Source organism: Pseudomonas chlororaphis subsp. piscium, assembly GCF_003850345.1.
Classification (GTDB): domain Bacteria; phylum Pseudomonadota; class Gammaproteobacteria; order Pseudomonadales; family Pseudomonadaceae; genus Aquipseudomonas; species Aquipseudomonas piscium.
Genome location: NZ_CP027707.1, coordinates 6,397,723 through 6,423,914, shown reverse-complemented (window position 1 = coordinate 6,423,914; position 26,192 = coordinate 6,397,723). Strand labels below are relative to the sequence as shown.

Below are 26,192 nucleotides of genomic sequence, written 5' to 3'. Positions count from 1 at the left end.
CACAGGAGCAGGCTTGTCTCCCCAGGGCGCAGACTATTGCGGTGTGCCCGTCTGTTCCATTACCCGTCGATAAAACAGCCATTCCTGTTCCAGGGCGTGGGCCTGATTGGCGGCCTTGCGAAAGCCATGGCGTTCATCCGGGTAATAGTGTGCTTCGGCCGCAATGCCGTTGTCCTGCAGGGCCTCGAGCATGTCCCGGGTCTGCTGGGGCACCACCACGGCGTCGAGTTCGCCCTGGAAGAAAATCACCGGTACGCGGATATTGCCGGCATGCAACAGCGGGGTGCGGGCCTTGTAGCGTTCGGCATCCTGTTCGGGGTCGCCGATCAGCCAGTCCAGGTAGTCGCCTTCGAACTTGTGGGTGGCTCGCCCCAGGGCGATCGGGTCGCTGACGCCATACAGGCTGGCACCGGCACGGAACACATCGGCAAAGGCCAGCGTGCAAAGGGTGGTGTAGCCGCCGGCACTGCCACCGCGAATGAAAGCCTGGTCGCCATCGATCAGGCCTTGTCGGGCCAGATACGCAACCACCGCGCAGGCGTCCTGTACATCCACCTCGCCCCAGCTCAGGTACAGGGCCTGTCGGTACTCGCGACCATAGCCGGTGCTGCCGCGATAGTTCAGGTCGGCCACGGCGAACCCCCGCTGCGCCCAGTACTGGATGCGCGGGTCGAGTATCGGATAGCAGGCTGAAGTCGGGCCGCCGTGGATGAACACCACCAGTGGCGGTCGGGCGTCATCGCTCATGGCTGGGTAGAAAAAGCCGTGGGCTTCGCCCTGGCCGCTGGGGTAGCGCAGGGTTTGCGGACGGCTGATCTGTTCGGGCGGCAGGGGCGCCACACCGCCTGCCAGGACCGTGACCTGCTGCAACTGGCGATCAATAGCGATTACCGCGGACGGACTGACAGGTGACGCCGCGATGCAGTAGATAAACCGTTCATCCAGCGCCAGGTTGCGGAAGCGGCTGTAGTCGCCGCTGAAGTCCTGTTGTGAACCTTTGGCCAAATGCAGCCCCAGACGGCCAAAACCACCTTGCGTCCAGGTGCCGAGCCAGCTGTCGCCACCCAGTGGCAGCCAGGTGCAGCCACCCAACTGCCAGGGTGCCGGGGCGTGATCGGCAGCGGCGCAAGGCAGCGCTTGCAGGCCGTTGGGCGTTTCACCCCAGGGTTGCCAGAACCCGGCGCGGTCGGTCAGGCAATACAGGCGGCCGGTTTCATCGAAGCGTGGTTGTTGCAGCGACTCTTCTGCACTGTCGCCAGCCAGGCTCTGTGGGTCATCCCAACGGCCATTGGCCAGGCGCTCGGCGATCATCAGGCGGGTCGAGGTCCAGGGCTGATGCGGTCGATCCCATTCGATCCAGGCCAGGTGTTGGCCGTCCGGACTCAAGGTGGGAGCGGCGTAGAAGTCCGCCCCTTCGGCCAGCAGTTGGCGTTTGCCGTTACCCAGGTCGATGCTCACCAGACGATGCTGGTTGTTGTGTTCTTCCACCGCCAGCACCTGGCCGGCGGCGAACTGCAGGTCGCCATAACGGCACTCGCCAGAGGTCAGGGCTACCGGTGTTTCGCCTTGCAGCGACTGTCGGTAGAGCTGCTGATCCGCTTCGTTGACGAACGCCAGCCCGTCATCGCTCAGGCAAAAGGCGCCGCCGCCATATTCGTAGACCCGGCTGCGCACGCTGAAACCTTGCGGTGTCAGGCAGCGGGCCTGGTTGTCGCGCCAGTGCCAGATCCGGCAGGCGGCATCTTCGGGGCGGTATTCGTTCCAGAACAGGCCGTTGGCGCCGAGCCGCAGCTCGGCGAAATCGATGCCGGCGGCGACGGCTTGGGCGGCGCTGAAAGATTCAGCCTTTGGCGATGAGGCGCGAATTTCGTTCATTACGGAAGGCCAGTTGCTCGATGGTCTGGGTGGCGTGCTCGGCTTCTTCGCGGGCCTTGAGGATCACGCCGTGATGGTGCGACTTGCTGCACACCGGGTCGGCATTGCTGGCGTCGCCCGTGAGCATGAAGGCCTGGCAGCGGCAGCCGCCGAAGTCCTTTTCCTTTTCATCGCAGGAGCGGCACGGCTCGGGCATCCAGTCGTAGCCACGGAAGCGGTTGAAGCCGAAGGAGTCGTACCAGATGTGTTGCATGCTGTGGTCGCGCACATTGGGGAACTGCACGGGCATCTGCCGGGCGCCGTGGCAGGGCAGGGCGGTGCCGTCCGGCGTGACGGTGAGGAAGATGCTGCCCCAGCCATTCATGCAGGCTTTCGGGCGTTCCTCGTAGTAATCCGGGGTGACGAAAATCAGTTTGCACGGATGCCCTTCGGCTTCCAGCCTGGCGCGGTATTCGTTGGTGATGCGTTCGGCGCGTACCAGTTGTTCCTTGGTTGGCAACAGGCCGACGCGGTTGAGCTGGGCCCAGCCGTAGAACTGGCAGGTGGCGAGCTCGACGAAGTCGGCTTCCAGGGCGATGCACAGTTCGATGATGCGGTCGATCCGGTCGATGTTGTGCCGATGGGTGACGAAGTTCAGCACCATCGGGTAGCCGTGGGCTTTCACCGCCCGGGCCATTTCCAGCTTCTGGGCGAAGGCTTTTTTCGAGCCGGCCAGCAGGTTGTTCACCTGCTCGTCGCTGGCCTGGAAGCTGATCTGGATGTGATCGAGCCCGGCCTTCTTGAAGTCGCTGATTTTCTGCTCGGTCAGGCCAATGCCCGAGGTAATCAGGTTGGTGTAGAACCCCAGCTTGCGCGCCTCGCCGATCAGCTCGGCGAGGTCCTGGCGCACCAGTGGCTCGCCACCGGAAAAGCCCAGCTGCGCGGCGCCCATTTCCCGGGCTTCGCGAAACACCTTGAGCCACTGCTCGGTGCTCAGCTCCTTGCCCTGCTCGGCGAAATCCAGCGGGTTGGAGCAGTACGGGCATTGCAGCGGGCAGCGGTACGTCAGCTCGGCCAGCAGCCACAGCGGCAGGCCGACTTCCGGCTTGGGCGGTATCGGCGCTGGCGAATCAGCCAAGTTCGATCCAGTGCTGTGCACGGGCGACCTCCATGAATTGCTCGATGTCGTCACCGAGTTCGGGCACGCCGGGGAACTGGATCTCCAGCTCCTTGATGATCGCCGCGACATCCCGCTCGCCATCGATCAATCCGCCGATCAGTGCAGCGCTCTCGTTGAGCTTGATCATGCCTTCAGGGTAGAGCAGTACATGGCCTTTCTGCGCCGGTTCGTACTGGAAGCGGTAGCCGGGGCGCCAGGTCGGGGTCTTGCTGCGATCGAAGCTCATAGGGTGATTCCTTTATGCCAGACCCGTTGTGCGGTGACGCTGTGGTACGGCGGGCGATTGAGTTCGTAGGCCATGCTCATGGCGTCGAGCATGCTCCAAAGGATGTCCAGTTTGAACTGGAGAATTTCCAGCATGCGCTCCTGCCCGGCGCGGGTGGTGTAGTGCTGCAGGGTGATCGCCAGACCGTGCTCGACATCGCGCCGCGCCTGGCCCAGGCGGGTGCGGAAGTATTCATAGCCGGTCGGGTCGATCCACGGGTAATGCTGGGGCCAGCTGTCGAGACGCGACTGGTGGATCTGCGGCGCGAACAGCTCGGTCAGCGAGCTGCTGGCGGCTTCTTGCCAGCTGGCGCGGCGGGCGAAGTTGACGTAGGCGTCGACGGCGAAACGCACGCCCGGCAGCACCAGCTCTTGCGAGCGCAGTTGGTCCGGGTCGAGACCGACCGCTTGCCCCAGGCGCAACCAGGCCTCGATGCCACCGTCTTCGCCGGGGGCGCCGTCGTGGTCCAGCAGGCGCTGAATCCACTCGCGACGAATTTCCCGATCCGGGCAGTTGGCGAGGATCGCGGCATCCTTGAGCGGGATGTTCACCTGGTAGTAGAAGCGGTTGGCGACCCAGCCCTGGATCTGCTCGCGGGTCGCCCGGCCTTCGTACATCGCCACGTGGTACGGATGGTGGATGTGGTAATAGGCGCCCTTGGCCCGCAGGGCCTGCTCGAATTCGGCGGGGGACATTGCTGTGTCAGTCATTGCGGTTCTCCGGGGAACAACCGTGGATAGTGTTGCCTGATCGGGCCTCATCGCGGGCAAGCCTCGCTCCTACAGGTAGCGCTGTCTGTAGGAGCGAGGCTTGCCCGCGATAGCTCCTGTGGTTACAGCTCGATACTCATGCCGTCGTAAGCCACTTCAACGTTACGCCGCGCCAGCTCCGCGCGTTCGGCGGAATCCTCGTCGAGGATCGGGTTAGTGTTGTTGATGTGGATAAGAATCTTGCGCTGCTCTGGCAACTGCTCCAGCACTTCCAGCATGCCGCCGGGGCCGTTCTGCGCCAGGTGGCCCATTTCCCGCCCGGTCCGGGTACCGACGCCGCGGCGCTGCATTTCGTCGTCTTCCCACAGGGTGCCGTCCACCAGCAGGCAGTCGCTACCGCTCATGATTTCCAGCAGCGCTGCGTCGACCTTGCCCAGCCCCGGGGCGTAGAACAGCTTGCCGCCGGTGCGCAGGTCTTCGACGATCAGGCCGATGTTATCGCCCGGGTGCGGGTCGAAGCGATGGGGCGAATAGGGCGGTGCGGCGCTGCGCAACGGCAGCGGACTGAAACGCAAGTTCGGGCAGGCCGGGATGGTGAAGCTCTGGTCGAGTTCGATGCGGTTCCAGTTCAGCCCGCCGTTCCAGTGGGTGAGCATGGTGAACAGCGGGAAGCCGCTGCTGAGGTCTTCATGGACCATGTCGGTGCACCAGACCTGATGCGGGCAGCCTTCGCGCAGGCTGAGCAGGCCGGTGGTGTGGTCGATCTGACTGTCCATCAGGATGATCGCGCTGATCCCGGTGTCGCGCAGGGCGCGGCCCGGTTGCATCGGGGCGAAGCTCTGGAGCTGGGCGCGGATGTCCGGCGAGGCGTTGCACAGGACCCAGTTCACGCCGTCATCGGAAATGGCGATGGACGATTGGGTGCGAGCCTTTGCCCGCAGGCTGCCGTCGCGAAAGCCCGCGCAGTTCGCGCAGTTGCAGTTCCACTGCGGAAAACCGCCACCGGCGGCGGAACCTAGAATCTGGACAAACATGGCCGCTCCATCAGGTTAAAGCTGAAAATAAAAACGCCCCGGCGAGCCGAGGCGTTGCACTGCGCGAGCAATCAACGGCTGGCGAAGTACATGGTGACTTCAAAGCCGATACGCAGGTCGGTGTAAGCAGGTTTGGACCAGGACATAGAGGTGCTCCTTCAGGTGGGTGGGGCGGTTGAGATCTATACATATAGTCCACCTCCAACCGGAGATGTTCAGATGCTTAGGGGGCTATCTTACTAAATTCCCCCTGGGGAATGACCGCATTTGTTGAAGAAAGCTCGTTGCAGCCAGGGTAATGATCATTTTGCCGCTCGCCAGGGTTCGCCCAGGCAGGCACCGTTGGCCAGACAGTGCCAGCCGCCTTGCGCCTGCTGCAATTGTTCGGCCGCGAGCAACAGCTGTGGCTGGGTGGCCGCCATAATCTCCTGTTGCAATTGCTCCAGGTAATCCGACGGATGGCCAGCCAGTCGCCCCTGCCAGAGCAGTTCGGCCAGTTGCGCCACGGGCAACGCACGGGCATCGAACTGGGCGGCCAGGTTAGCTTTCAAGTCGTCCAGGGAGGCGTCATCCAGTGCCTCGATCAACTCGGGCAACTGCGTCAGGAACGCCCGGATATGCTCGAGGATCTCGCTCAGCGAAGCGCTGGGCGACTGCACGCCGAACAGCAGGCCGGTCTGGCCGTTGATCTGCCGTACGCCGCTGAACACCGCATAGCCCAGTTGTAACTCGACCCGCAGGCGCTGATAGAACGGCATCTGGCCAAGTTGCCCCAGCAGCCGCCAGCTGGCTTCCTGCTGAAGGGTGGTGTCCGGTGCCGGGCAAAACAGCAGCAGGGCCTGCTCGCCGGAGCCGGTTGCGATCTCATGCCAGTGCTGCTGCGCGGCTATCGAGGGCGGCGCTGAAAGCTGGCTGTCGGCGGTCCCCGGGGCTTTGCTCAATGCCATGCCGATCGCGCTTTGGGCATGGGCCAGGCCGATGGCCAGGCCATCCCAGTGGGCGTCATCCCACAGTGCTTGCCAGTTTTGCTCATCCAGAGGACGCAACTCCTCGGAGGTGGGTATGTCCAGGCAGCGCTCGGGCAGTTCCTGGAGCAATTGGCGGATCGGCAGCAGCGGTAGGGGAGCAGCTGGGGGTATCTGCCAGAACTCCACGCCAGGTTGGCTCAGTTCCAGCAGAGCCTGCTGGAGCATGGCCGGCATCGGTTCGGGAAGCCCTTTCAGCGTCAACAGACACTGGTTGCCCGAGACACCGAAGGATAATTCGACACCCGCCTGAAGTCCGTCGTCCCGCAGGTTGCGCAGGTGGCTTTGCAAGCGGCTGCGCAGCTCCTGTGGCAATACGCTTTGCAGGCGCCAGCGCAAGTACAGGGCGGCCTCGCCGGAGTCATCGGCGAGGGGCTGGCTGAAAGTCATGGCCGATGATTCGCGACGTTGGCGCAAGCGGTCCTGGGCAAAGGTCCGCAAGCCGCGGTGGGCGCTGGTCTGCCCGCGAATCAGGCCGGCCTGGGCGGTTGGCGCCGAGCTGCGCAGGAAAGGATTGGGCGCAGGCAGTTGCCAGCTGATATCGCTGCTGGCTGCCTGCGGGGGTTGAAGTTGCGACAGCAGGGCCTTGAGGGCTGTGACGCCGCAGTCGGATAACTGCGGTTCAAACTGCTCGTTGTTCAGTCTTGCCAATGCCAGTGCGCTGGCCACCTGGCGCTTGCGCTGTTGCAGCAGGGCGTACTCGTCACGCAAGGCCGGCCAGTCGTCCTGGCTGCTGAAAAAGGCCAGCCAATCGAAGAGCCACTCACTCACCTGTTCCGGTTGTTGGGCGCCTTGCTCGGTCAAGTCGAACTGGACATGCAGCAACGCCTGACCGGCAAACTGATACAGCGGCGCGGCCTTCAGCCCTTCGACCAGCTTGCGCTCCTTGAGCGTGGCCAGCAGTCCGCCGGGTTTGCCGGAGGCCAGCCAGGTGCAGAGAAAGTCCAGCGCTTCGCGGGCGGCCGTGGGCAGTTGCTCGCAGGCGAACAGCAGGTTCAGGTGGTTCCCTTCGAACTGCTGATAATGCGGCTGCGCAGATGTCAGCAAGGGCACGGGGGCGTCTTGCGGATGCGCTTTACCGGTGGCGAGGGCGGCGCCAAAACCTTGTGCCAAGGCCTTCAGCTCCTCCAAGGATTGTGGGCCAGCCAGGCTCAGGGTCATTTGCCCGCTGTGGTAGTGAGCCTGATAGAAGGCCTGCAACGCCTGTTGAAACGCCGGGCGCGGCACCTTGAGACTGTAGCGATTGCCAGCGTGGAATGCCCGCAGCGGGTGCTCCGCGGACAGCCCGTCGAGCAAGGCGAACTGCTGTTGCGCCGCGGCATCCCGCGACCAGGCGATGAACTCTGCGTGCAGCACCTCGCGCTCGCGCAGCTGGTCTTCCTGGCTCATGCGCGGGTGGGCGAGCATGTCGGCCAGGCGCTCCAGCCCGGCGGCGAAATCCGCAGGGGGCAGTTCGAAGAAAAAGTCGGTGTGGCGTTCGCCGGTGCTGGCGTTCACTTGGCCGCCGTGGCGTTGCACATAGGCCATCAGGCCCTGTTCCGCGGGAAAGCGCTCGGTGCCGAGAAACAGCAGGTGTTCGAGAAAGTGCGCCAGCCCGGGCCAGGCCAGTGGTACGTCGTGACTGCCGGCCGAGACCCGCAGGGCCGCCGCGCAGCGCTTCAATCGAGGGACGTGGTGCAGTGAAACCCGCAGGCCGTTGGCCAGGGTTTCTTGATGAGGCAGAGGGTGGTTCAGCGCGGGCATGAGCACTTCCAGAACAGTGAAGCGCCCATGCTAGCGGATAACCCCGGATCAGCGCTTGTTCAGGTCGTCGTAAAGCTCCGGGCGACGGTCATGGAAGTAGCGGTTGGCGGCGCGGGAGTCGAGCATCAACTGACGGTCCAGGGTGCCGGCTATCAGGGCCTCATCCAGCCCAGCGAGGGCAATCCGCTGGCCGTCGGGGGCGGCAATGCTGCTCTGGCCACAGTAGTGGATCTCGTCTTCGTGGCCGCAGTAGTTGGCGTAGGCCACATAACATTGGTTTTCGAAGGCGCGCGAACGCACGGTGACATCGGCGATGAAGTCGTAAGGCAGCATGTTGGCGGTGGGCACCAGAATCAGCTCGGCCCCGGCCAGTGCCAGGCGCCTGGCGTTCTCCGGAAACTCGATGTCGTAGCAGATCAGGAAACCGAGCTTCCAGCCATTGAGCTCCACCAGGGGGAAATCGTCCGGGCCGGCGCTGAACATCGAGCGGTCGAGATCGCCGAACAGGTGGGTCTTGCGGTAGTTGCACAGGCGTTGGCCGTTGCTGTCGATCAGTTGCACGGCGTTATAGATCTGGCCGTCGTCGGCCCGTTCCGGGTAGCCATATAGGATCGCGATACCCGCCGACTGGGCGACGTTGGCGATGTATTGCGCCGACGCGCCATCCTGGGCCTCGGCCAGGGCGCCCACGGCCTCTACGCCGATGTTGTAGCCGCTGAGGAACATCTCCGGCAGCACCAGCAGGTCGGCGCCGGAAGCTTCCACGGCGACTTTCTGCAGGCGTTGCAGGTTGCCGGCGACATCCAACGGTTGTGGGGCACATTGATAAAGCGCTACACGCATGGTGATGACTCCTCTGTGCGCTGGACTGTCACTGTAGCCGTTGCCACGGGCTGCTCAAAGGCCACGAGCGTTGTGCTCGATCGCAGCCCGTGGCAGCGGCTACAGGTTCAGTCGGCCAGGGCGATCGGGCCGATTTCGTGGAACACGTCGCCCGGTCCCGGGTTCTCGGTGTGGGTCTGCCCGCCGAAGTGCTTCATGATGCCCCAGACCGCATTGAGCGAGGTCTGTACCGCGCCTTCCACCCAGGCCGGAGTCCAGGACACGTCGTCGCCGGCGATGAAAATGCCGCGCTGTTCGGCGGGCAGGTCGTCCTGCATGAAGTGCGCGTACATGCGCTGGTTGTAGCGGTAGTGGCCCGGTAGCGCACCCTTGAAGGCTCCGAGGAAGTGCGGATCGGCTTCCCAGGACACGGTGATCGGGTCGCCGATGATGCGCCCGGCAATATCGACTTTCGGGTAGATCTTCTTCAGGGCGTCGAGGGCCAGCTTGACCCGTTTTTCCACCGGGTGCGGCAGCATCTTCAGGGCGTCGCTCATCCACGAATAGGACAGGCAGATGACCCCCGGCTTGTCGTCGCCGTTGTCGAACTTGCCGTTATCAAAAAGGTACGTGCCGCGGGTCAGGCGGTCGGTGAGGGTCATGCTCATCAGGTCGCGACCGGTTTCCGGATCCTTGTCCTTCCAGAACGGCCGGTCGACCATGACGAAGGTCTTCGACGACTGCATGTAGCGGGTGCGGTCCAGGGCCATCCACATCTTCTGCGAGAACAGCGACTCTTCGCATTCGATCTGGGTGGTCAGCAGCCAGCTCTGGCAGGTGGTCAGCACCGCCGCGTATTCACGGGTGTCGCCCCAGTTGTCGGTGACGCTGAAGCGGCCATCGGCGGCCCGGGCGATACGTTTCACCCCGGGGCGCGGCGCGCCATGGTGCAGCGAGCTGAGGCTGGTGCCTTGCGGCCAGTGGGCGCAGCGCTCCGGCACATGGCGCCAGATGCCCAGCGGCACCTGCTCGACACCGCCGACCACCAGGTGCTGGTGATCGTCGCAGTTGGTCATTACCACGCGGAAGATTTCCAGCATCGAGTTGGGGAAGTCCGAATCCCAGCCGCCGGTGCCGAAGCCGACCTGGCCGAATACTTCGCGGTGATGGAACGACAGCTTGGCGAAGGCTTTCGAGGTGGCGACGAAGTCATAGAAGGTGCGGTCGTCCCACAGCGGCACCAGGGTGTTCCACAGTTCCTTGAGGCGCGGCACGTCGCGGTCGCGAATGGCCTGCTGGATTTCGCCGAAGCGCGAACCGTCTTCCAGGGCATCGGCCCAGGCGTCGGCCACTTCCTGGAACAGCGCTGGCAGGTCGGCAAGCTTCTGCGCGTAGTGAGTCTGGCCTTCGAGGTCGATCACGGTGCTGCCGGAAGCCGGCGTCAGCGGGTTGGGAAAGGGCTTGGTCTCCAGACCCAGCTTGTCGACGTAGTGATAGAAGGCCGTGGAGGACACTGGAAAGCGCATGCCGCCCAGCTCGGCGATGATCCCTTCGGCGCCTTCGAACGCCTGGGAGCGCAGTCGACCGCCCATTTTCGAGGCTTCGTACACTACGGGTTTGAGGCCCAGTTTCATCAGCTCGTAGGCCGCCACCAGCCCGGCAATACCGGCCCCGACAATCGCCACTTCGGCGCCATGGTTGGCCTCGGGGATGCTGCCCAGGCCGGCCGGGTGCTCGATCCAGTCGTCGAAGGCGAACGGGAAGTCCGGGCCGAAAATGGTGATGGGTTTCTTACCGTCTGCAGGATGGCGATTGTTCTTGTTCATGGCTGACCTTGCTGGCAACTCGAGCAGAGCGCTGAGTATAGGAAAAGATGGCAGCCATTCTAGGGAGCGTTGCGCACGTTAATAAGACGCAAAGTGTCGTCGTTTTGAATGATCGATGAACAATATGACGGTTTTGTTGTGCGAAGTGACGAGCTGTGCGTTTCGGGGCAGGGAAAGGCTCTTCAGACGGGATGCCCGCGGTCGATCTTGCTACTGAGGATGATCGAGGTGGTGGTCTTTTCCACGCCGTCGACACTGCCGATCTGGTCGAGCAACTGGTCCAGCTGCTCCGGCGAATCGGTGCGCAGCCAGGCGACATAGTCGAATTCCCCACTCACCGCGCAGAGTTGCTGGACCTGGGCCATGGCGCTCAGGCGCCGCAGTACCTCCTTGCCGGAGCGCGGCTGCACCTTGATCCCTACGTAGGCCTGCAAGCCGCCATCGATGACCCGCTGACCCAGGCGCACGCCATAACCGGTAATCACCCGTGCCTTTTCCAGCCGCGCCAGGCGCGAGGTCACGGTGGTACGGGCGATCCCCAGCTGCCTGGCGAGCATGGCCACGCTTTCGCGGGCATTGATCTGCAAGGCCGCGATCAGTTGGCGGTCGATTTCGTCGAGGACGAGAGGGCGGCTGTCAGACAAGGTGAACTCCGGCGCGGGCAACGGTGGCCGAGCATGTTACAGGCTCGCTGGGGGCGATGCTCGTGGCATGGCGTATTGGCTGCGGGCTGTGCTGTGACGGCTAGGCTCAGTGGCACCCATGAGATTTTTTGTCACGAATTGCCTGCGACAAGTTGTCATAAGTAACTGGTTAGTACATTCTTGCGCCACGCAAAGAATGGGAGAAATTTCCGACATGAATAATTCTGGGGCTGCCACCGGCAGCAAATGGCTGCTGTGGGCGCTGGGTGTGCTGATCGCATTGATCGGCCTGGGACTGGCCGGCGGGGGCGGGTACCTGGTCAGTCTGGGTGGCAGTTGGTTCTTCCTGCTGATGGGCTTGGCGATGATCGTTTCCGGGCTGCTGATTGCCCGGCGTAACCCGCGTGGCGCCTGGCTGTACGGGGTGGCACTGGTGCTGACGGCGATCTGGGCGGTCTGGGATGCCGGGCTGGAGTACTGGCCACTGGTTTCGCGAGTGCTGACCTTCGCCGTTATCGGCCTGGTGGTGGCGCTGATCTATCCAACCCTGGTGCGTGCGTCGGGCGCGACCGCCGGCCGTGGTGCTTATGGCCTGGCGGGTGTGCTGGGCATTGGCGTCGTGGCGACCCTGGCCTACATGTTCGTGCCGACCCATGTGGTCAAGGCCAGCAGCGAGCCGGCGATCAAGCCTGTGGCTCCAGGTACCGAGCAGAAGGACTGGGCCCATTGGGGCAATACCACTGCCGGCAATCGTTTTGCCGCGCTGGACCAGATCAACAAGGACAACATCGACCAGTTGCAGGTGGCCTGGACTTTCCGCACCGGCGATATTCCGCAAAGCACCGGCGCGGGCGCCGAAGACCAGAACACACTGCTGCAGATCGGTGACAGGGTCTATACCTGCACCGCCTACGGCAAGGTGTTCGCCCTGGACGCCGACACCGGCGCCGAACGCTGGAGGTTCGACCCGCAAGGTTCGGCGCCTAACTGGCAGCGTTGCCGCGGCCTGGGTTATTTCGATGCCTCCACCGAGCCTGCTGCCGCTCCGGCCGCCTGCGCCAAGCGTTTGTTCCTGCCGACTGGCGATGCGCGTCTGATCGCGATCAACGCAGAAACCGGCAAGCCGTGCGAAGACTTCGGCGACAAAGGCACGGTCGACCTGAAAACCGACATGGGCGAAGTGAAGCCTGGCTACTACCAGCAGACCTCGACGCCGCTGGTGGCCGGCAATGTGGTCATAGTTGGCGGCCGGGTGGCGGATAACTATTCCATCGGCGAGCCACCGGGCGTGGTTCGCGCCTACGACGTGCGCAGCGGCGAACTGGTCTGGGCCTGGGATCCGGGCAACCCGAACACCACCAAGCGTCCGCCGGCGGGCGAGACCTATACCCGCGGTACGCCAAACGTCTGGTCGGCCATGTCCTATGACGCCAAGCTCGGTCTGGTCTACCTGCCGACCGGCAACGCCACGCCAGACTTCTTCGCCGGCCAGCGCACGGAACTCGACGACAAATGGAGTTCGTCCATTGTCGCCCTGGATGTGAAAACCGGTCAGGTGCGCTGGCACTTCCAGACCACTCACCACGATTTGTGGGACTTCGACCTGCCGGCGCAGCCGCTGCTGTACGACGTGCCGGACGACAAGGGCGGAGTCCAGCCGGCGCTGGCGCAGGTCACCAAGCAGGGTGAGATCTTCCTGCTCAACCGCGAAACCGGAGTGCCTATCGCCCGGGTGGAAGAGCGTCCGGTGCCGCAGGGCAATATGCCGGGCGAACGCTACTCGCCAACCCAGCCGTTCTCGGTGGAGATGCCGTCGATCGGCAACCAGACCCTCACCGAGTCGGATATGTGGGGCGCCACACCGTTCGACCAGTTGATGTGCCGCATCCAGTTCAAGGGCATGCGCCATGAAGGCGTCTACACCCCGCCAGGCATGGATCACGCCTTGCAGTTCCCGGGCTCCCTGGGTGGCATGAACTGGGGCAGCGTGTCGGTGGACCCGAACAGCAACTATATGTTCGTCAACGATATGCGCCTGGGCCTGGCCAACTACATGATCCCGCGCGCGAAGATCGCGGCCGGGGCCAGCGGCATCGAAATGGGCGTAGTGCCTCAGGACGGCACGCCGTTTGGGGCGATGCGCCAGCGTTTCCTCTCGCCTGCCGGTATTCCGTGCCAGAAGCCACCGTTCGGCACCATGTCGGCCATCGACCTGAAAACCAAGAAGCTGGTGTGGCAGGTACCGGTCGGTACCGTGCAGGACACCGGTCCCCTGGGCATTCGCATGCACATGCCAATCCCGATCGGCATGCCGACCCTGGGGGCGTCCCTGGCGACCCAGTCCGGCCTGTTGTTCTTCGCCGGCACCCAGGACTTCTACTTGCGCGCCTTCGATACAGGCAATGGCAACGAAATCTGGAAAGCCCGCCTGCCGGTGGGCAGCCAGTCGGGGCCGATGACCTACGTATCGCCGAAGACCGGCCGGCAGTACATCCTGCTGACCGCTGGCGGCGCGCGTCAGTCGCCGGACCGTGGGGACTATGTGATCGCTTATGCATTGCCCGAATAACGGCTGATCCCGGCCTTACAGAAAAACCGCGCCCTGCGCTTTTTTTTTGTGGGCGGATACAGGCTGTCCGTTCGCTTGCGAAAAAACTCAGCGATCAACCAGTTTGCCGAGCTCGTCGAGGCTGATGTTGGGAATGATCGAGCTGGGAATGCGCGACGTGGGGGACAGGTTGTACACCGCGAAGTCCTTGCCCATGACCTTGTCCGACATCAGCTTCAAGGACGGCAGGATCCGCGATTGCAGGTGCTGGTCCAGGCCGCAGGGCGACTTGAAGCTGTCTGGCGTTTCATAAAAGCGCCCCTGGGCAGGACTCAGGTCGACGCCCACCAGGATCGCCGTATCGAAGCCGGCATGATAGGCGAGTTGCAGCGCCAGATAAGCCACCGTGCGGGCGTCGAAGAACCCCAGCTCGAGATTCTTGCTGAAGCCGATGGTCCGGCTCCTGTTGCCCCAGAGCAGAGGAGGGCGAACCAGATCGCGGTTGCTCCTGAGCAATCGCTCCTTCCAGGTCTGTCGTGGTGCTTTCTTCAGTAGAAACAGCTCGCCGCGAGGCTGGATCGGAATCGTCCGGGCATGTTCTTCCCAGAGCGCCACACGCTGGCTGAGATCCATCGCCTGGGCGAAGAGCTCGGGTTGCTGGAGGGAGAAACTGGTATCGGAGCAGGCATAAAAAAAGGGCCGTATGCCGGTCCCGCGGAACATCGAGATGGCTCCGTTCATGGTGATCATCGGGATGTTCGCAAAGGCTTCGATGGGAAAATCCTTTGCCGAACTACCGGATGCAATGATGAAAACCGGGCCTTGCTGAATATTCCGGCAACGTGCGAACCCCGCTACCGGGCCAGGCGAAGGCGCCGTAGATACTACTTCCATGTGTTGTGTCCGAATCATCAGGCCACTCTGATTATTATGGGTGGCTTAGGTGGTGCATCACGTCGGGGAAAGGACAGGCTCTTCCCCATTGATAGAAGTGCTGTCCAAGACCAAGCGGAGGCCATACGCGACTTCCATGCGTTTATGACCGTCGTGGTTTTTAATAGTTGTGCGCTAGGGCTGATTTCTTGGAAGAAATGATCGGCTGCTTTGCCGGCCTGATGGCCGAATCGAGGGGTTTACAGCGCTTTAAATACGCAAAAGCCGCGCAATGCGCGGCTTTCAAAGATGGTGGGCCCACACGGACTCGAACCGTGGACCAAAGGATTATGAGTCCTCTGCTCTAACCGACTGAGCTATAGGCCCTCAGTAGGCCGCGGATTATAGCGACGGTTTCTCGGCTGTGCTATCCGAAAAATCCGAAACGGGAAGGCGCAGAAAGGTCGCGGCGAATTCGTCGGCGCTCAGCGGCAGGCTGATGATGTAGCCCTGGATCTGTTCGCAGCCTTCGTTCCCGAGGAATACCTGCTGTTCGTGGGTTTCCACGCCTTCGGCGATCACGGTGAATTGCATGCTGCGGCCCAGGGCGATGATGGCCCGTACGATCGCCACATCGTGGGGGTCATCGGGCAGGCCGCGGACGAAAGATTGATCGATTTTCAGGAAATCCAGCGGCAGGCGCTTGAGGTAGCTCAGGGACGAGTAGCCGGTTCCAAAATCGTCGATGGCCAACTGAACGCCCAGGCGCTTGAGCTGGTGCAGGACCGCCAGGGCTTCCTCGGCCTGGCTCATGATGAAGTTCTCGGTGATTTCCAGCTGCAGGAAGCCGGGTTTGAGGCGGTTGTCTTTCAGCAGTTGTTCAATCCGCCCCAGCAGGTTCGGCTGGCGCAACTGGGCGCCGGCGAGGTTGACCGAGAGCGGGCCGAAACTCTCGTAACACTCGTTCCACTCACGCAGCTGCTGACAGGCGTGTTCCAGTACCCAGTCGCCGATCTGCAGGATCATGCCGTTCTCTTCGGCCAAGGGGATGAAGTGCTCGGGCGGGACATCGCCAAAGGTCGGGTGATGCCAGCGAATCAGCGCTTCGGCGCCCACCAGCTCTTGGTCGCCCAGCCTGATCTTGGGCTGGTAGTAGAGGTACAGCTCGTTGCGTTCGATGGCTCGCCGCAGTTCATGTTCCAGGGCCACGCGCTCGCTGGCCTGGGCGGTCAGGTCGCGGGTGTAGCTTTCGACCCGGTTGCGACCCTTGGCCTTGGAGCGGTACATGGCAGCGTCGGCATTCTTGACCAGCGTGGCCACGTCGCAACCGTCCTTGGGGTAGAGGCTGGTGCCGATGCTGGCACTGATGAAGAACTCATGCTCGCCCGCCTGGAACGGCGCGGTGAAGCAGTTCAGCAGCTTGTTGGCGATATGGTCGGCATCGCTGGGCTGCTGCAGCCCGGGAAGCAGGATGATGAACTCGTCGCCACCCAGGCGGGCGACGGTGTCGATATCTCGCAGTTGCTCTTTCAGGCGCACGGCAATGCCCTTGAGCAGCAGGTCGCCGACCGGGTGGCCGAGGCTGTCATTGATGTGCTTGAAGCGGTCCAGATCAAGAAACAGCACAGCGCCCTGGCCGCCGTTCTCCTGCTGGCTGTTGAGCGCGGTCAGCAGGCGGCTTTCGAACAGGGTGCGGTTCGGCAGGCCGGTCAGCGGATCATGGTGTGCCTGGTAATCGAGCTTGGCCTGGGCGTGCTTGAGGCTGGAGATATCGGCGAATACCGCGACGAAGTGGGTGATGAAGCGGTCTTTGTTGCGCACTGCGCTGATGGTCAACCAACTGGGGTACAGCTCGCCATTTTTGCGTCGATTGCAGATTTCCCCCTGCCAATGGCCTTCGGCGGTCAGTTGATGCCACATGGCAGCGTAGAAGGCGCTGTCATGCAGGCCGGAAGCCAGCAGGCGCGGAGTGTGGCCCAGGGACTCGGTTTCGCTGTAGCCGGTGATTTCGGTGAACGCCCGGTTGACCGCGCTGATGTGCTGCTGGGTATCGGTGATCAGTACGCCTTCAGCGGTGCTCTCGAACACGGTGGCGGCCTGTTGCAGCTTCTCCTGCATCAGGTGGCGCTCGGTAATGTCGCGGGCGATGGTCAGCATGCAGTCTTCGTCACCGATCGGCAGCGGCCGGCTGGAGAGCTCACAGAGGCGGATCTGACCGTCATTGCGGCGAATATGGCAGCTGAAATCCCGCACAAAGCCATCCCGTTGCATCAGGTCGAGCATCTGCCGGCGTTCGTTGAGGTTGACCCAGATGCCCAGGTCCAGCGTGGAACGGTCGACAGACATGGCGCTGTTGAAGCCGGTGATGCGGCTGAAACCTTCGTTGACTTCAATCAGCAAGCCATCGCGCTGGCGGCTTAGCAACAGGCCGTCGGGCGAGGCGTGGAAAGCCTTGGCGAACTTCTCTTCGGAGGTTTGCAGCTGCTGCTGGGTTTCCTTCAGTTGGCTGATGTCGCGAACCACCACGACCAGGGCGGGCGTGGTGTCTAGGTCGAAGGGTTCGGCGGAGATCAGTCCGGTGAACAGCTGGCCGTTGCTGCGCCGAAAGGGCATTTCCAGGTTGCGGATACTGCCGGCCTGCAAGCGTTGCAGCAGCCCCGGGCCGACGCCCTGAATACCCCAGATATTCAGCTCGGTGGCCGTCTGGCCCACGACTTGCCCGGCACTCAGGCCGATCTGCTCTTCGAACGCCTCGTTGACCTCCAATAGGCAGCCATCCGACAGGCGGGCAATGACCAGGATGTCCGGGCACTGCTGGAAGACCGAGGCGAACTTCTGTTCCGAGAGCTGCAGGGCCTCTTCGGTGCGTTTTGTTTCGCTGATATCGATCATCAGGCCGCGCATGATCGGTTCATGCCCGTGCTCGATCAGGCTGACGATGTCGCGAACCCACAGGCAGCGGCCATCGGCGGTGATTACTCGGTAATCCAGGCTGTGATCGCGCCCGGCCAGGACTTCGTGGTCGCAGAAGTGCTGGGCGCGCGTCAGGTCGGCGGGATGGATGATGTTTCTCCAGAACCCGGGAATCAGCCAGTGCGAAAGGGGATAGCCCAGCAGTTGCTCGGCATGGGGCGACACGTAGCTGTAGGTGAAGTCGCTGATGCGCGCCTCCCAGGCAATCGCTGAAAGGCTTTCGACCAGGCCGCGATAATGGTATTCGCTGCTGCGCAGTTCCTGTTCCAGGGCCACGCGGCGGGCGATCTCGGAGCTCAGCCGGCGATTGATGCGGATCACCGCTGCCAGCACGGCAAACAGCAGGAGCAGCCCCGGCAGGCCATAGAACAGCAGGTCCGACCAGAACGAACGGTGGTCGAGCACATTGCCAACCCAGCGCTGCTGGATTTCGTTGACCTCCGCCGGGCTTATGTCAGCCAGCACCTTGTCGAGAATGCTTACCAGTATCTTGCTGTCGCGAGGGACGCCCATGGCCAGCTGATAGCGGTAGGGTGTTTCGCCACTGACATAGAGTCCATCCAGCTTCTGCTGCCGTAGGCTCCAGACACTGGAGGCCAGATCGCCGACCACGGCATCGACCTGATTGAGGGCCAGTGCCTGCAAGGCCGAACTCACATTGGGCAGGGCGACCAGGTTCAGGTCGGGATGATGAGTGCGCAGCAGTTCGTGGGGGGCGTAATTTTCCACGACGGCGATCTTCAGGCCATACAGGTCCGTGAGCTTGCGAGGTTGCGCACCGCCTTTATGGGCCAGGATCACGATAGGGAAGTCGAGGTACGGGCGGGTGAAGGCCAGGTAATTTTGCCGTTCCGGGGTCGACATGATGCCCGGTAGCAGGTCCAGATTGCCCTTTTTCGCGGCTTCGAGCACTTCGCTCCAGCTGGCGGGTTCTATCGGCTTGAGCGTGATCGCCAGGCGATCCTGGATCAGATGGATATAGTCCGCCGCAAGGCCCTGGTAGCGCCCCTCCTCATCGCGATATTCGAAGGGCGGCCATGATGCATCGACGCCCAGGCGCAACTCCGCGTGAGCGGAAAGCCAGCCTCGTTCTTCATCGGTGAGCGTCAGCGCGCCGGCCGTTGCGGTCCAGGCGAGCAGCGACAGCACCAGCACGGTCGGCAGTCTGGGCATAACGGTCTCGTTATGGCACGGGGGGAATGTTTCGAGTGTAGACGGGCAATCCGCAGGGAGTGAGGCGCAGGGGCGTTTTAAACTGCACAAAACAAAACCCCCAGCAGGGCTGGGGGTCTTGGTATTACTCGTCGAGGAAGGAGCGCAGATGCTCGCTTCTCGTCGGGTGGCGCAGCTTGCGCAGCGCCTTGGCTTCGATCTGACGAATCCGCTCACGGGTAACGTCGAACTGCTTACCGACTTCCTCAAGGGTGTGGTCGGTATTCATGTCGATGCCGAAGCGCATGCGCAGTACCTTGGCTTCACGGGCAGTGAGGCCGGAGAGTACTTCACGAGTCGCTTCTTTAAGGCTCTCAACGGTGGCGACATCGATTGGCGACTGCATGGTCGAGTCTTCGATGAAGTCACCCAGATGGGAGTCTTCGTCATCACCGATCGGGGTTTCCATGGAGATCGGCTCTTTAGCGATCTTCAATACCTTGCGGATCTTGTCCTCAGGCATTTCCATGCGTTCGCCCAGCTCTTCCGGAGTCGGTTCGCGACCCATTTCCTGCAACATCTGCCGGGAAATACGGTTGAGCTTGTTGATCGTCTCGATCATGTGCACCGGAATACGGATGGTGCGCGCCTGGTCGGCGATCGAGCGAGTGATCGCCTGACGGATCCACCAGGTGGCATAAGTCGAGAACTTGTAGCCGCGACGGTATTCGAACTTGTCTACCGCTTTCATCAAACCGATATTGCCTTCCTGGATCAGGTCGAGGAACTGCAGGCCACGGTTGGTGTACTTCTTGGCGATGGAGATCACCAGACGCAAGTTGGCTTCAACCATCTCTTTCTTCGCGCGACGGGCCTTGGCCTCGCCGATCGACATGCGACGGTTGATGTCCTTGATCTCGGCGATCGTCAGGCCGGTCTCGGTCTCGAGCGCGGTCAGCTTCTGCTGGCAACGGATGATGTCCGGCTGCAGGCGGCCGATGGCTTCGGCGTACTTGGCCTTGCCTTTGGCCAGCGCGTCGGACCAGCTTTCGTCCACTTCATTGCCAGGGAACTGGCGCAGGAAGTCGGCGCGTGGCATGCGAGCATCACGAACACAGAGCTGCATGATCGCGCGCTCTTGCTGACGCAGGCGATCCAGGGCGCTACGAACACGCTCAACCAGGCCTTCGAATTGCTTCGGAACCAGTTTGATCGGCATGAACAGTTCAGCCAGCGCCAGCATTTCAGCCAGGGCTTGCTTGTGTTCACGACCGTGCTTTTTCAGCGCCTTGCGGGTGATTTCCATCTGGTCGGCAACGGCGCCAAAGCGCTGGGCTGCGATGACCGGGTCCGGACCGCTTTCGGCTTCTTCTTCGTCGTCACTGGCTTCGGCGTCATCGTCGTCGGTGTCGTCGTCCGCTTTCGCGGCCTTGGCATCGACAGGCGGTGGTACTTCGGCGGCAGGCGGTGCAATGCCGTCGTCCGGGTCGATGTAACCGCTCAGGACGTCGGACAGGCGGCCACCTTCGGTGGTGACGCGAGTGTATTCGGAGAGGATGTGCTCAACCGTGCCAGGGAAGTGCGCGATCGCGCCCATCACTTCACGGATACCCTCTTCGATACGCTTGGCGATTTCGATTTCGCCTTCACGTGTGAGCAGCTCTACCGTACCCATTTCGCGCATGTACATACGCACTGGGTCGGTAGTGCGACCAATGTCGGTTTCCACAGCCGCCAACGCTGCGGCGGCTTCTTCAGCTGCTGCTTCGTCGGTATCGGCTTCGGCCAACAAAAGGGCATCCGCATCCGGAGCACTCTCGAATACGTTGATCCCCATGTCGTTGATCATGCGGATGATGTCTTCCACCTGTTCCGGATCTGAAATATCCTCCGGCAGGTGGTCGTTGACCTCCGCGTAAGTCAGGTAACCCTGCTCACGACCACGGCTGATCAACTCTTTGAGGCGAGACTGCTGTTGCGCTTTTCCGGACATAACACCCTATCCACTGAAGGTCTTGGCGGGCAAAAAACAAGCCGAGGATTATACCCGAGCTATGACCTCACGCGCCAGTTGAGGTCGGGTTTGATGCGGGAACATTGCGTTTTAAAAGCTCGAGTAGCTGAATTTTTTCTTCGCCACTCAATTCGCTTTGACGCGATTTCCTGAGAAGTTGTTCCAAAGCACGCTCACTTTGACGAGCGGACAAGCTTTTAATGGTGTCGAAAAACTGTTGTTCAAGGTTGTCGCCCTCAATCAACCACTCCTTTTCCGCCAGCGCCTTGATCAGGCGGCCCTGTTCGGTGCCGTGCCAGCGCGCCATCAGTTGATGAATAGAGCGTAGCTTAGGATTTTTCTGCACGGCTTCGATCAGGGCGACCAGCAACTGGGTATTGGTGTTGTCGTCGGCGGCGAAATGCCCGGCGTCTTCAACTTTCTCGGCCAGTTGCGGGTGATGCAGCAATGTTCGAAGGGCTGACAGTGTTGGGGGTTCGACGGCGGCCGGGACGCGCGGGGCACGTGGCTGATCACGATCGCCATTACGCTTGCCCTTTTTGTCCCAGGGCTTGTTCTCCCACTTCTTGCCGCCCGCGCCACTTTTCTTCGGCGTCCACTCCTGCTGCGGCACGTAGGCTTCTTGCTGCTCGTGGTAGTCGGCGTAGTCCGGTATTCCGTCGTAATCGATGCCGGCGTCGTACACTGGAGGCGCTTCTGGTGGGGCGCTGTGCACCAACTGGTTGACGGTCTCGTTGTTGAGCCCGGTAATTTCACTGAGGCGCTGGCGCATCAGGGTCCGCAGGTTGGCTCCGGGGACCTTGTCGATCAACGGTGCCGCCAGGGTGGCCAGGTGGGCCTTGCCCTCGAGCGAGCGTGGATCCGCTTCGTCGGTCAGTTGCTGGAAGAAGTAATCGGCCAGCGGTTGAGCATGTTGATTGATGCGTGCGCGAAAGGCATCGGTGCCCTCGGAGCGGACCAGGGTATCCGGGTCTTCCCCTTCGGGAAGGAACAGAAAGCGCGCCCGGCGGCCGTCTTGCAGGCTGGACAGGGTTGCTTCCAGCGCGCGCCAGGCGGCCTTGCGCCCGGCCTGGTCTCCGTCGAAGCAGAACAGGACGCTGGGCACGATGCGGAACAGACGCTTGAGGTGTTCTTCGCTGGTGGCCGTGCCCAGGGTCGCGACGGCGTTACGCAGGCCCTGTTGGGCGAGGGCAATCACGTCCATGTAGCCTTCGACGACGATGATTTCGTCGAGGTTGCGGTTGTTCTTGCGGGCTTCGAACAGGCCGTAAAGCTCCTGCCCCTTGTGAAACACCGGGGTTTCCGGTGAGTTCAGGTATTTCGGCTTGTCGTCGCCCAGTACCCGGCCGCCAAAGGCGATGATCCGGCCGCGGCTGTCGCGGATTGGAAACATCACCCGATCGCGGAAGCGATCGTAGCGTTTGCCGGTTTCGGCATTTTCGATCAACAGGCCGGCGTCGATCATGGCTTTCTGCTGCAGGGTATCGCTGCTCAGGTGCTTGAACAGATTGTCCCAGCCGGGCGGAGCGAAGCCGAGTCCGAAATCGCGGGCGATCTCGCCGGTCAGGCCGCGGCCCTTGAGGTAATCGACCGCTGCCTTGCGGGCTGGATGGCTTTTCAGGGCCTGTCGATAGTAGTCGGCGGCGGCGGTCAGCAGCGGGTAGAGCGGCGAGTCGGTCGGCTGTCGGGGCTTGTGCGAGCGACCGCTTTCCTCCCGCGGGATTTCCATGCCAGCGGCTTTGGCCAGTTCCTCGACTGCCTGGGGGAAGTCCAGGTTGTCGTGGTCCATGATGAAGCCGAGGGCGTTCCCGCCTGCGCCACAGCCGAAGCAGTAGTAGAACTGCTTGTCGGGGCTGACGCTGAAGGAGGGGGTCTTTTCCTTGTGGAACGGGCAGCAGGCGGTGTAGTTCTTGCCGGCCTTTTTCATCTGCAGGCGCGAGCTGACAACATCGACGATGTCGGTGCGGTTCAGAAGGTCGTCAATAAAGCTCTGGGGAATTAGCCCGGCCATGGCGTTCTCGTCATCACTGCGCGAAAGAATTGGACCAATGCGAAGGCTTCGAAAGAGGGCTGTTCGAGGCGCAACGGCTGCGCGTTCGACCATCTGTCGTCGGCTTGATCGCTATCGGGAAGTGTATCTGCCGAAAGTCCACTGACGTTAGTTTCAATCAGTCTTCGACTATTTGAAGATATTGCTCTGAGTCCGACAGGTCTCGGATGGCTCATAAGCGGGCGCTGGAGAAGGGCGCCTTGGGTTGAGTCTGTTGAGGAATCAGAATAAAAGTGTGCTCGTCAGTAGCCTTGGAAGGCTCGTCAGAAGAGACGTGCACCGCTGGCAGGAAGCCAGGTCTGACGTGGTGAAGCGGATTGTCTCGGTCGCATGGGCGGCGTTGACGGTGAAGCATCAAGCGTTGTCCGCAAATGCCATTAGCCCGGCTGAGGGCCGGGCTTGGCAGAAGCTTGCAGCGAACGTCTGTGTATTAGTACAGACGTACGGCGCGGCGCTGTTCGCGCTGAACTTTCTTGGCGTGACGCTTAACAGCAGCAGCTGCTTTGCGCTTACGCTCGGAAGTCGGCTTCTCGTAAAATTCGCGGCTACGAACTTCAGCCAGAACACCGGCTTTTTCGCAGGAGCGCTTGAAACGACGCAGAGCTACGTCGAAGGGTTCGTTCTCTTTAACTTTGACGGCTGGCATCCAGAGCTACCTTCATTCATTACCGGGGTCAACGTTCTCGTCGCAAAAATCGCGGCTGAGGTCGTCGGTTTTTAAGGGTTGCGGATGTTAACCCCTCATCGCTCGGAATGCAAAGCCTCTGATCGAAAACCGCTGGTCGGCTGAGGGAGTGGCGACTATTATGCGCGCCTTCGAATTTAGCCTCTACAAGGCGCAAACCCATGCTAGTACTGGGATTAGAAACTTCCTGCGACGAAACCGGCGTCGCGCTTTACGACAGCGAGCGGGGCCTGCTGGCCGACGCGCTGTTCAGTCAGATCGACCTGCATCGGGCCTACGGTGGCGTGGTGCCTGAGCTGGCCTCTCGCGATCACGTCAAGCGCATGCTGCCCCTGATCCGTCAGGTCCTGGCGGAGGCGGACTGTGTGCCGACCGAAATCGATGCCATTGCCTATACCGCGGGCCCAGGCCTGGTCGGAGCCCTTCTGGTGGGCGCTTCCTGTGCCCAGGCGCTGGCCTTCGCCTGGGGTATCCCGGCGCTGGGTGTGCACCATATGGAAGGCCACTTGCTGGCCCCGATGCTGGAAGAACAACCGCCGGAGTTTCCGTTCGTCGCTTTGTTGGTTTCCGGCGGCCATACGCAGCTGGTGCGAGTCGATGGCATCGGCCAATACGAGCTGATGGGTGAAACCCTGGATGATGCTGCCGGTGAAGCCTTCGACAAGACGGCGAAGATGATCGGCCTGAATTATCCGGGCGGTCCGGAAATCGCGCGCCTGGCCGCGCAGGGCGTGGCTGGGCGCTTTGTTTTCCCGCGGCCGATGACCGATCGTCCGGGGCTGGATTTCAGTTTCAGCGGCTTGAAAACCTTCGCCCTGAACACCTGGCAGCAATGCGTCAGCGCTGGGGACGACGGCGAACAAACCCGTTGCGACATCTCGCTCGCCTTCCAGCAGGCGGTGGTGGAAACTCTGACCATCAAATGCAAACGAGCCTTGAAGCAGGCAGGACTCAAACGTCTAGTAATCGCTGGCGGTGTGAGCGCCAACAAGGCTCTGCGCGCGTCGTTGGAGAAAATGCTCGGCGAGATGAAAGGGAATGTGTTTTACGCCCGTCCTGAGTTCTGCACCGATAACGGCGCGATGATCGCGTTTGCCGGTTGCCAGCGCTTGCAGGCCGGTCAGCAGGAGAGCCTGGCGATCAGTGTGCAGGCGCGTTGGCCGATGGAGCAGCTGTCGCCGTTGTGAGTTGGTATCTACCCGATCTGAGCCCGGTTCATCTTCAGGATTCAGAAATGCCGTTCGCGCCCGGCAAACAGGTCGCGTAGATTGCCGCGATGGCGCCAGACGATGAGCAGTGTCAGTACGCTCATCGGCAGCAGCGCCGCTGGCGCCTGCCAAGCCAGCAATGGCAAGGTCAAGGGTGTGGCGATCAAGGCCGCCAGCGAGCTGGTGCGGGTCAGGTAGAAGGTCAGGAGCCAGGCGGCAATGGCCAGGAGCGCCGCTGGCGGGTAAAGCCCCAGCAGCATCCCGGCGGCGGTGGCGACACCCTTGCCGCCGCGAAAGCGAAAGTACACCGGGAACAGGTGGCCCAGTACGGCGTAGAGCCCGATCCAGGCCTGTTGTTGGAGCGAAAGGCCTGCGAGACTGGCGATCAGCACGGGTAACAGCCCTTTGAGCAGATCGCCGAGCAAGGTCAGTACCGCAAGTTTCTTGCCGGCCAGGCGCAGCATGTTGGTGGCGCCGGCATTGCCCGAGCCACTCATTCGCGGGTCGGGTGTACCGGTCAGGCGGCTGAGCAAGATGGCGAAGGACAGCGAGCCGAGCAGGTAGGCGAAGATCGCCAGTAACCAAAACATGCTAACTATTCCGGGCGAGGACGCCCTGATTCTAACGGCGCATTGCGCCCTTGTCGTGCTGCGGAGAAGAGTGCTTGGACAGAGTGTTTATCGAGGGCCTGGAAGTCGACACGGTGATCGGTGCCTACGACTGGGAGCGAGGCATCCGGCAGTGCCTGCGCCTTGACCTGAGCTTCGCCTGGGACAACCGCCCGGCCGCGGCCGGTGACGACCTGACCCTGGCGCTCGACTATGCCAGCGTGTCTTCGCGGATCCAGGCGTTTGCCGAACAGGCGCAATTCCAGTTGGTGGAAACCTTTGCCGAGCGTCTGGCGGAAGTCCTGATGAGCGAGTTCCATATTCCCTGGTTGCACCTCAAGCTGACCAAACCCGGTGCTGTCGCGGCCGCCAAAGGTGTTGGCGTGGAGATCGAGCGCGGATGTCGCTAACTCAGATATTTCTTGGGCTCGGTAGCAATATCGAGCGCGAAACCCATCTGTTGGCCGGGCTCGATGCCCTGGCGGGCTTCCTGCTGGATATGCGCTGCTCGGCGGTATTCGAAAGCCAGCCGGTGGGGATCAAAAGCGGACCTTTTTTCAATCTGGTGGTTTCGGCCTTTACCGATCTGCCGCTGATGGAGCTGGACCGTCGGTTGAAGTTCATCGAGGCGGACAACGGTCGTTATGCCCCGGACCGCAAAGGCTTGCCGCTGGATATCGATGTGCTGCTGTACGGCGATCTGGTGGGTAATTTTGACGGTTTGATCCTGCCGCGCGCCGAGATTCTGAAGAACGCCTTTGTGCTTTGGCCCTTGTCGCTGATGGCGCCGGAAAGGGTTCATCCGCTGGCCGGGCAGGACTTCGCCACCCTCTGGCGCGAGGCCCGGATCGACCAGGTGCTGGCCCCCGTGGCCTTTGAGTGGCGGGGCAGGCAGCTGACGCCGCCGGAGCTGGGATAGCTCTGGCTGGCGTAGTTCTGGCCGACGGCGATCGGCTTGCGAGCAAGCTGGTTCCTACG

The 26,192-nt window shown here is 62.1% G+C and carries 20 protein-coding genes and 1 tRNA gene; 4 read left to right on the top strand and 17 right to left on the bottom strand.

Annotated features, from left to right (window positions below; all coding sequences use genetic code 11):
- Positions 1-33: 33 nt before the first annotated feature.
- From C4K38_RS29255 to C4K38_RS29210, 10 genes are all read right to left on the bottom strand, one after another.
- Positions 34-1,875, bottom strand: coding sequence for a S9 family peptidase (locus tag C4K38_RS29255; protein ID WP_053281167.1), 1,842 nt, complete (start codon positions 1,873-1,875; stop codon positions 34-36).
- The gene (gene pqqE, locus C4K38_RS29250; RefSeq protein ID WP_023969150.1) at positions 1,841-3,013 is read right to left on the bottom strand and encodes a pyrroloquinoline quinone biosynthesis protein PqqE; all 1,173 of its coding nucleotides are present in this window, start codon (positions 3,011-3,013) and stop codon (positions 1,841-1,843) included. Before pqqE ends, C4K38_RS29255 begins: the two co-directional genes overlap by 35 nt.
- Positions 2,985-3,260, bottom strand: a complete 276-nt coding sequence (gene pqqD, locus C4K38_RS29245; protein WP_025807331.1) for a pyrroloquinoline quinone biosynthesis peptide chaperone PqqD — start codon at positions 3,258-3,260, stop codon at positions 2,985-2,987. The genes pqqE and pqqD overlap by 29 nt, the downstream gene beginning before the upstream one ends.
- Complete coding sequence (gene pqqC, locus C4K38_RS29240; RefSeq protein WP_053281166.1) at positions 3,257-4,009, bottom strand: pyrroloquinoline-quinone synthase PqqC; 753 nt, start codon at positions 4,007-4,009, stop codon at positions 3,257-3,259. Before pqqC ends, pqqD begins: the two co-directional genes overlap by 4 nt.
- 122 nt (positions 4,010-4,131) lie before the next feature.
- Complete coding sequence (pqqB, locus tag C4K38_RS29235; protein WP_053281165.1) at positions 4,132-5,043, bottom strand: pyrroloquinoline quinone biosynthesis protein PqqB; 912 nt, start codon at positions 5,041-5,043, stop codon at positions 4,132-4,134.
- A 71-nt stretch (positions 5,044-5,114) separates the two neighbouring features.
- Entirely contained in the window at positions 5,115-5,189 is a 75-nt protein-coding gene (gene pqqA, locus C4K38_RS29230; RefSeq protein ID WP_009045898.1) for a pyrroloquinoline quinone precursor peptide PqqA, read from the bottom strand.
- Positions 5,190-5,345: 156 nt separating this feature from the next.
- The gene (pqqF, locus tag C4K38_RS29225; protein ID WP_053281164.1) at positions 5,346-7,811 is read right to left on the bottom strand and encodes a pyrroloquinoline quinone biosynthesis protein PqqF; all 2,466 of its coding nucleotides are present in this window, start codon (positions 7,809-7,811) and stop codon (positions 5,346-5,348) included.
- Positions 7,812-7,859: 48 nt separating this feature from the next.
- Positions 7,860-8,654, bottom strand: coding sequence for a carbon-nitrogen hydrolase family protein (locus C4K38_RS29220; RefSeq protein ID WP_053281163.1), 795 nt, complete (start codon positions 8,652-8,654; stop codon positions 7,860-7,862).
- A 107-nt stretch (positions 8,655-8,761) separates the two neighbouring features.
- Positions 8,762-10,459, bottom strand: coding sequence for a flavin monoamine oxidase family protein (locus C4K38_RS29215; protein ID WP_053281162.1), 1,698 nt, complete (start codon positions 10,457-10,459; stop codon positions 8,762-8,764).
- A 182-nt stretch (positions 10,460-10,641) separates the two neighbouring features.
- Positions 10,642-11,103 (bottom strand): Lrp/AsnC family transcriptional regulator, encoded by a 462-nt coding sequence (locus tag C4K38_RS29210; RefSeq protein WP_053281161.1) that lies wholly within the window; start codon positions 11,101-11,103, stop codon positions 10,642-10,644.
- Between the two features lie 214 nt (positions 11,104-11,317).
- Here C4K38_RS29210 and C4K38_RS29205 point away from each other — a divergent pair, with 214 nt between their 5' ends.
- Positions 11,318-13,672 (top strand): glucose/quinate/shikimate family membrane-bound PQQ-dependent dehydrogenase, encoded by a 2,355-nt coding sequence (locus tag C4K38_RS29205; RefSeq protein ID WP_053281160.1) that lies wholly within the window; start codon positions 11,318-11,320, stop codon positions 13,670-13,672.
- An 87-nt stretch (positions 13,673-13,759) separates the two neighbouring features.
- Here the strand turns inward: C4K38_RS29205 and C4K38_RS29200 are convergent, their stop codons facing one another.
- The 6 genes from C4K38_RS29200 to rpsU form a co-directional block, all read right to left on the bottom strand.
- Positions 13,760-14,563, bottom strand: a complete 804-nt coding sequence (locus tag C4K38_RS29200) for a WaaZ-like lipopolysaccharide core biosynthesis protein (protein ID WP_053281159.1) — start codon at positions 14,561-14,563, stop codon at positions 13,760-13,762.
- 271 nt (positions 14,564-14,834) lie between these two features.
- A tRNA-Ile gene (locus C4K38_RS29195) sits at positions 14,835-14,911 on the bottom strand.
- Between the two features lie 15 nt (positions 14,912-14,926).
- Positions 14,927-18,670, bottom strand: a complete 3,744-nt coding sequence (locus C4K38_RS29190; RefSeq protein WP_053281158.1) for a bifunctional diguanylate cyclase/phosphodiesterase — start codon at positions 18,668-18,670, stop codon at positions 14,927-14,929.
- A gap of 124 nt (positions 18,671-18,794) precedes the next feature.
- On the bottom strand, positions 18,795-20,642 hold the full coding sequence (gene rpoD, locus C4K38_RS29185; RefSeq protein WP_007926106.1) for an RNA polymerase sigma factor RpoD: 1,848 nt from the start codon (positions 20,640-20,642) through the stop codon (positions 18,795-18,797).
- 67 nt (positions 20,643-20,709) lie between these two features.
- Positions 20,710-22,674 (bottom strand): DNA primase, encoded by a 1,965-nt coding sequence (dnaG, locus tag C4K38_RS29180; RefSeq protein ID WP_053281157.1) that lies wholly within the window; start codon positions 22,672-22,674, stop codon positions 20,710-20,712.
- 469 nt (positions 22,675-23,143) lie between these two features.
- Positions 23,144-23,359 carry a 30S ribosomal protein S21 gene (gene rpsU, locus C4K38_RS29175; RefSeq protein ID WP_002551877.1) on the bottom strand — a complete coding sequence of 72 codons (216 nt, stop codon included), beginning with the start codon at positions 23,357-23,359 and terminating at the stop codon, positions 23,144-23,146.
- 200 nt (positions 23,360-23,559) lie between these two features.
- On the opposite strand from rpsU, the gene tsaD reads away from it, so the two are divergent.
- On the top strand, positions 23,560-24,585 hold the full coding sequence (gene tsaD, locus C4K38_RS29170) for a tRNA (adenosine(37)-N6)-threonylcarbamoyltransferase complex transferase subunit TsaD (protein WP_009045890.1): 1,026 nt from the start codon (positions 23,560-23,562) through the stop codon (positions 24,583-24,585).
- A gap of 41 nt (positions 24,586-24,626) precedes the next feature.
- Here tsaD and plsY read toward each other — a convergent pair whose 3' ends face one another.
- The gene (gene plsY / locus C4K38_RS29165) at positions 24,627-25,196 is read right to left on the bottom strand and encodes a glycerol-3-phosphate 1-O-acyltransferase PlsY (protein WP_009051169.1); all 570 of its coding nucleotides are present in this window, start codon (positions 25,194-25,196) and stop codon (positions 24,627-24,629) included.
- A 74-nt stretch (positions 25,197-25,270) separates the two neighbouring features.
- Here plsY and folB point away from each other — a divergent pair, with 74 nt between their 5' ends.
- The gene (gene folB, locus C4K38_RS29160) at positions 25,271-25,624 is read left to right on the top strand and encodes a dihydroneopterin aldolase (RefSeq protein WP_007926118.1); all 354 of its coding nucleotides are present in this window, start codon (positions 25,271-25,273) and stop codon (positions 25,622-25,624) included.
- The gene (gene folK, locus C4K38_RS29155; RefSeq protein WP_053281156.1) at positions 25,615-26,133 is read left to right on the top strand and encodes a 2-amino-4-hydroxy-6-hydroxymethyldihydropteridine diphosphokinase; all 519 of its coding nucleotides are present in this window, start codon (positions 25,615-25,617) and stop codon (positions 26,131-26,133) included. Before folB ends, folK begins: the two co-directional genes overlap by 10 nt.
- Positions 26,134-26,192 lie beyond the last annotated feature (59 nt).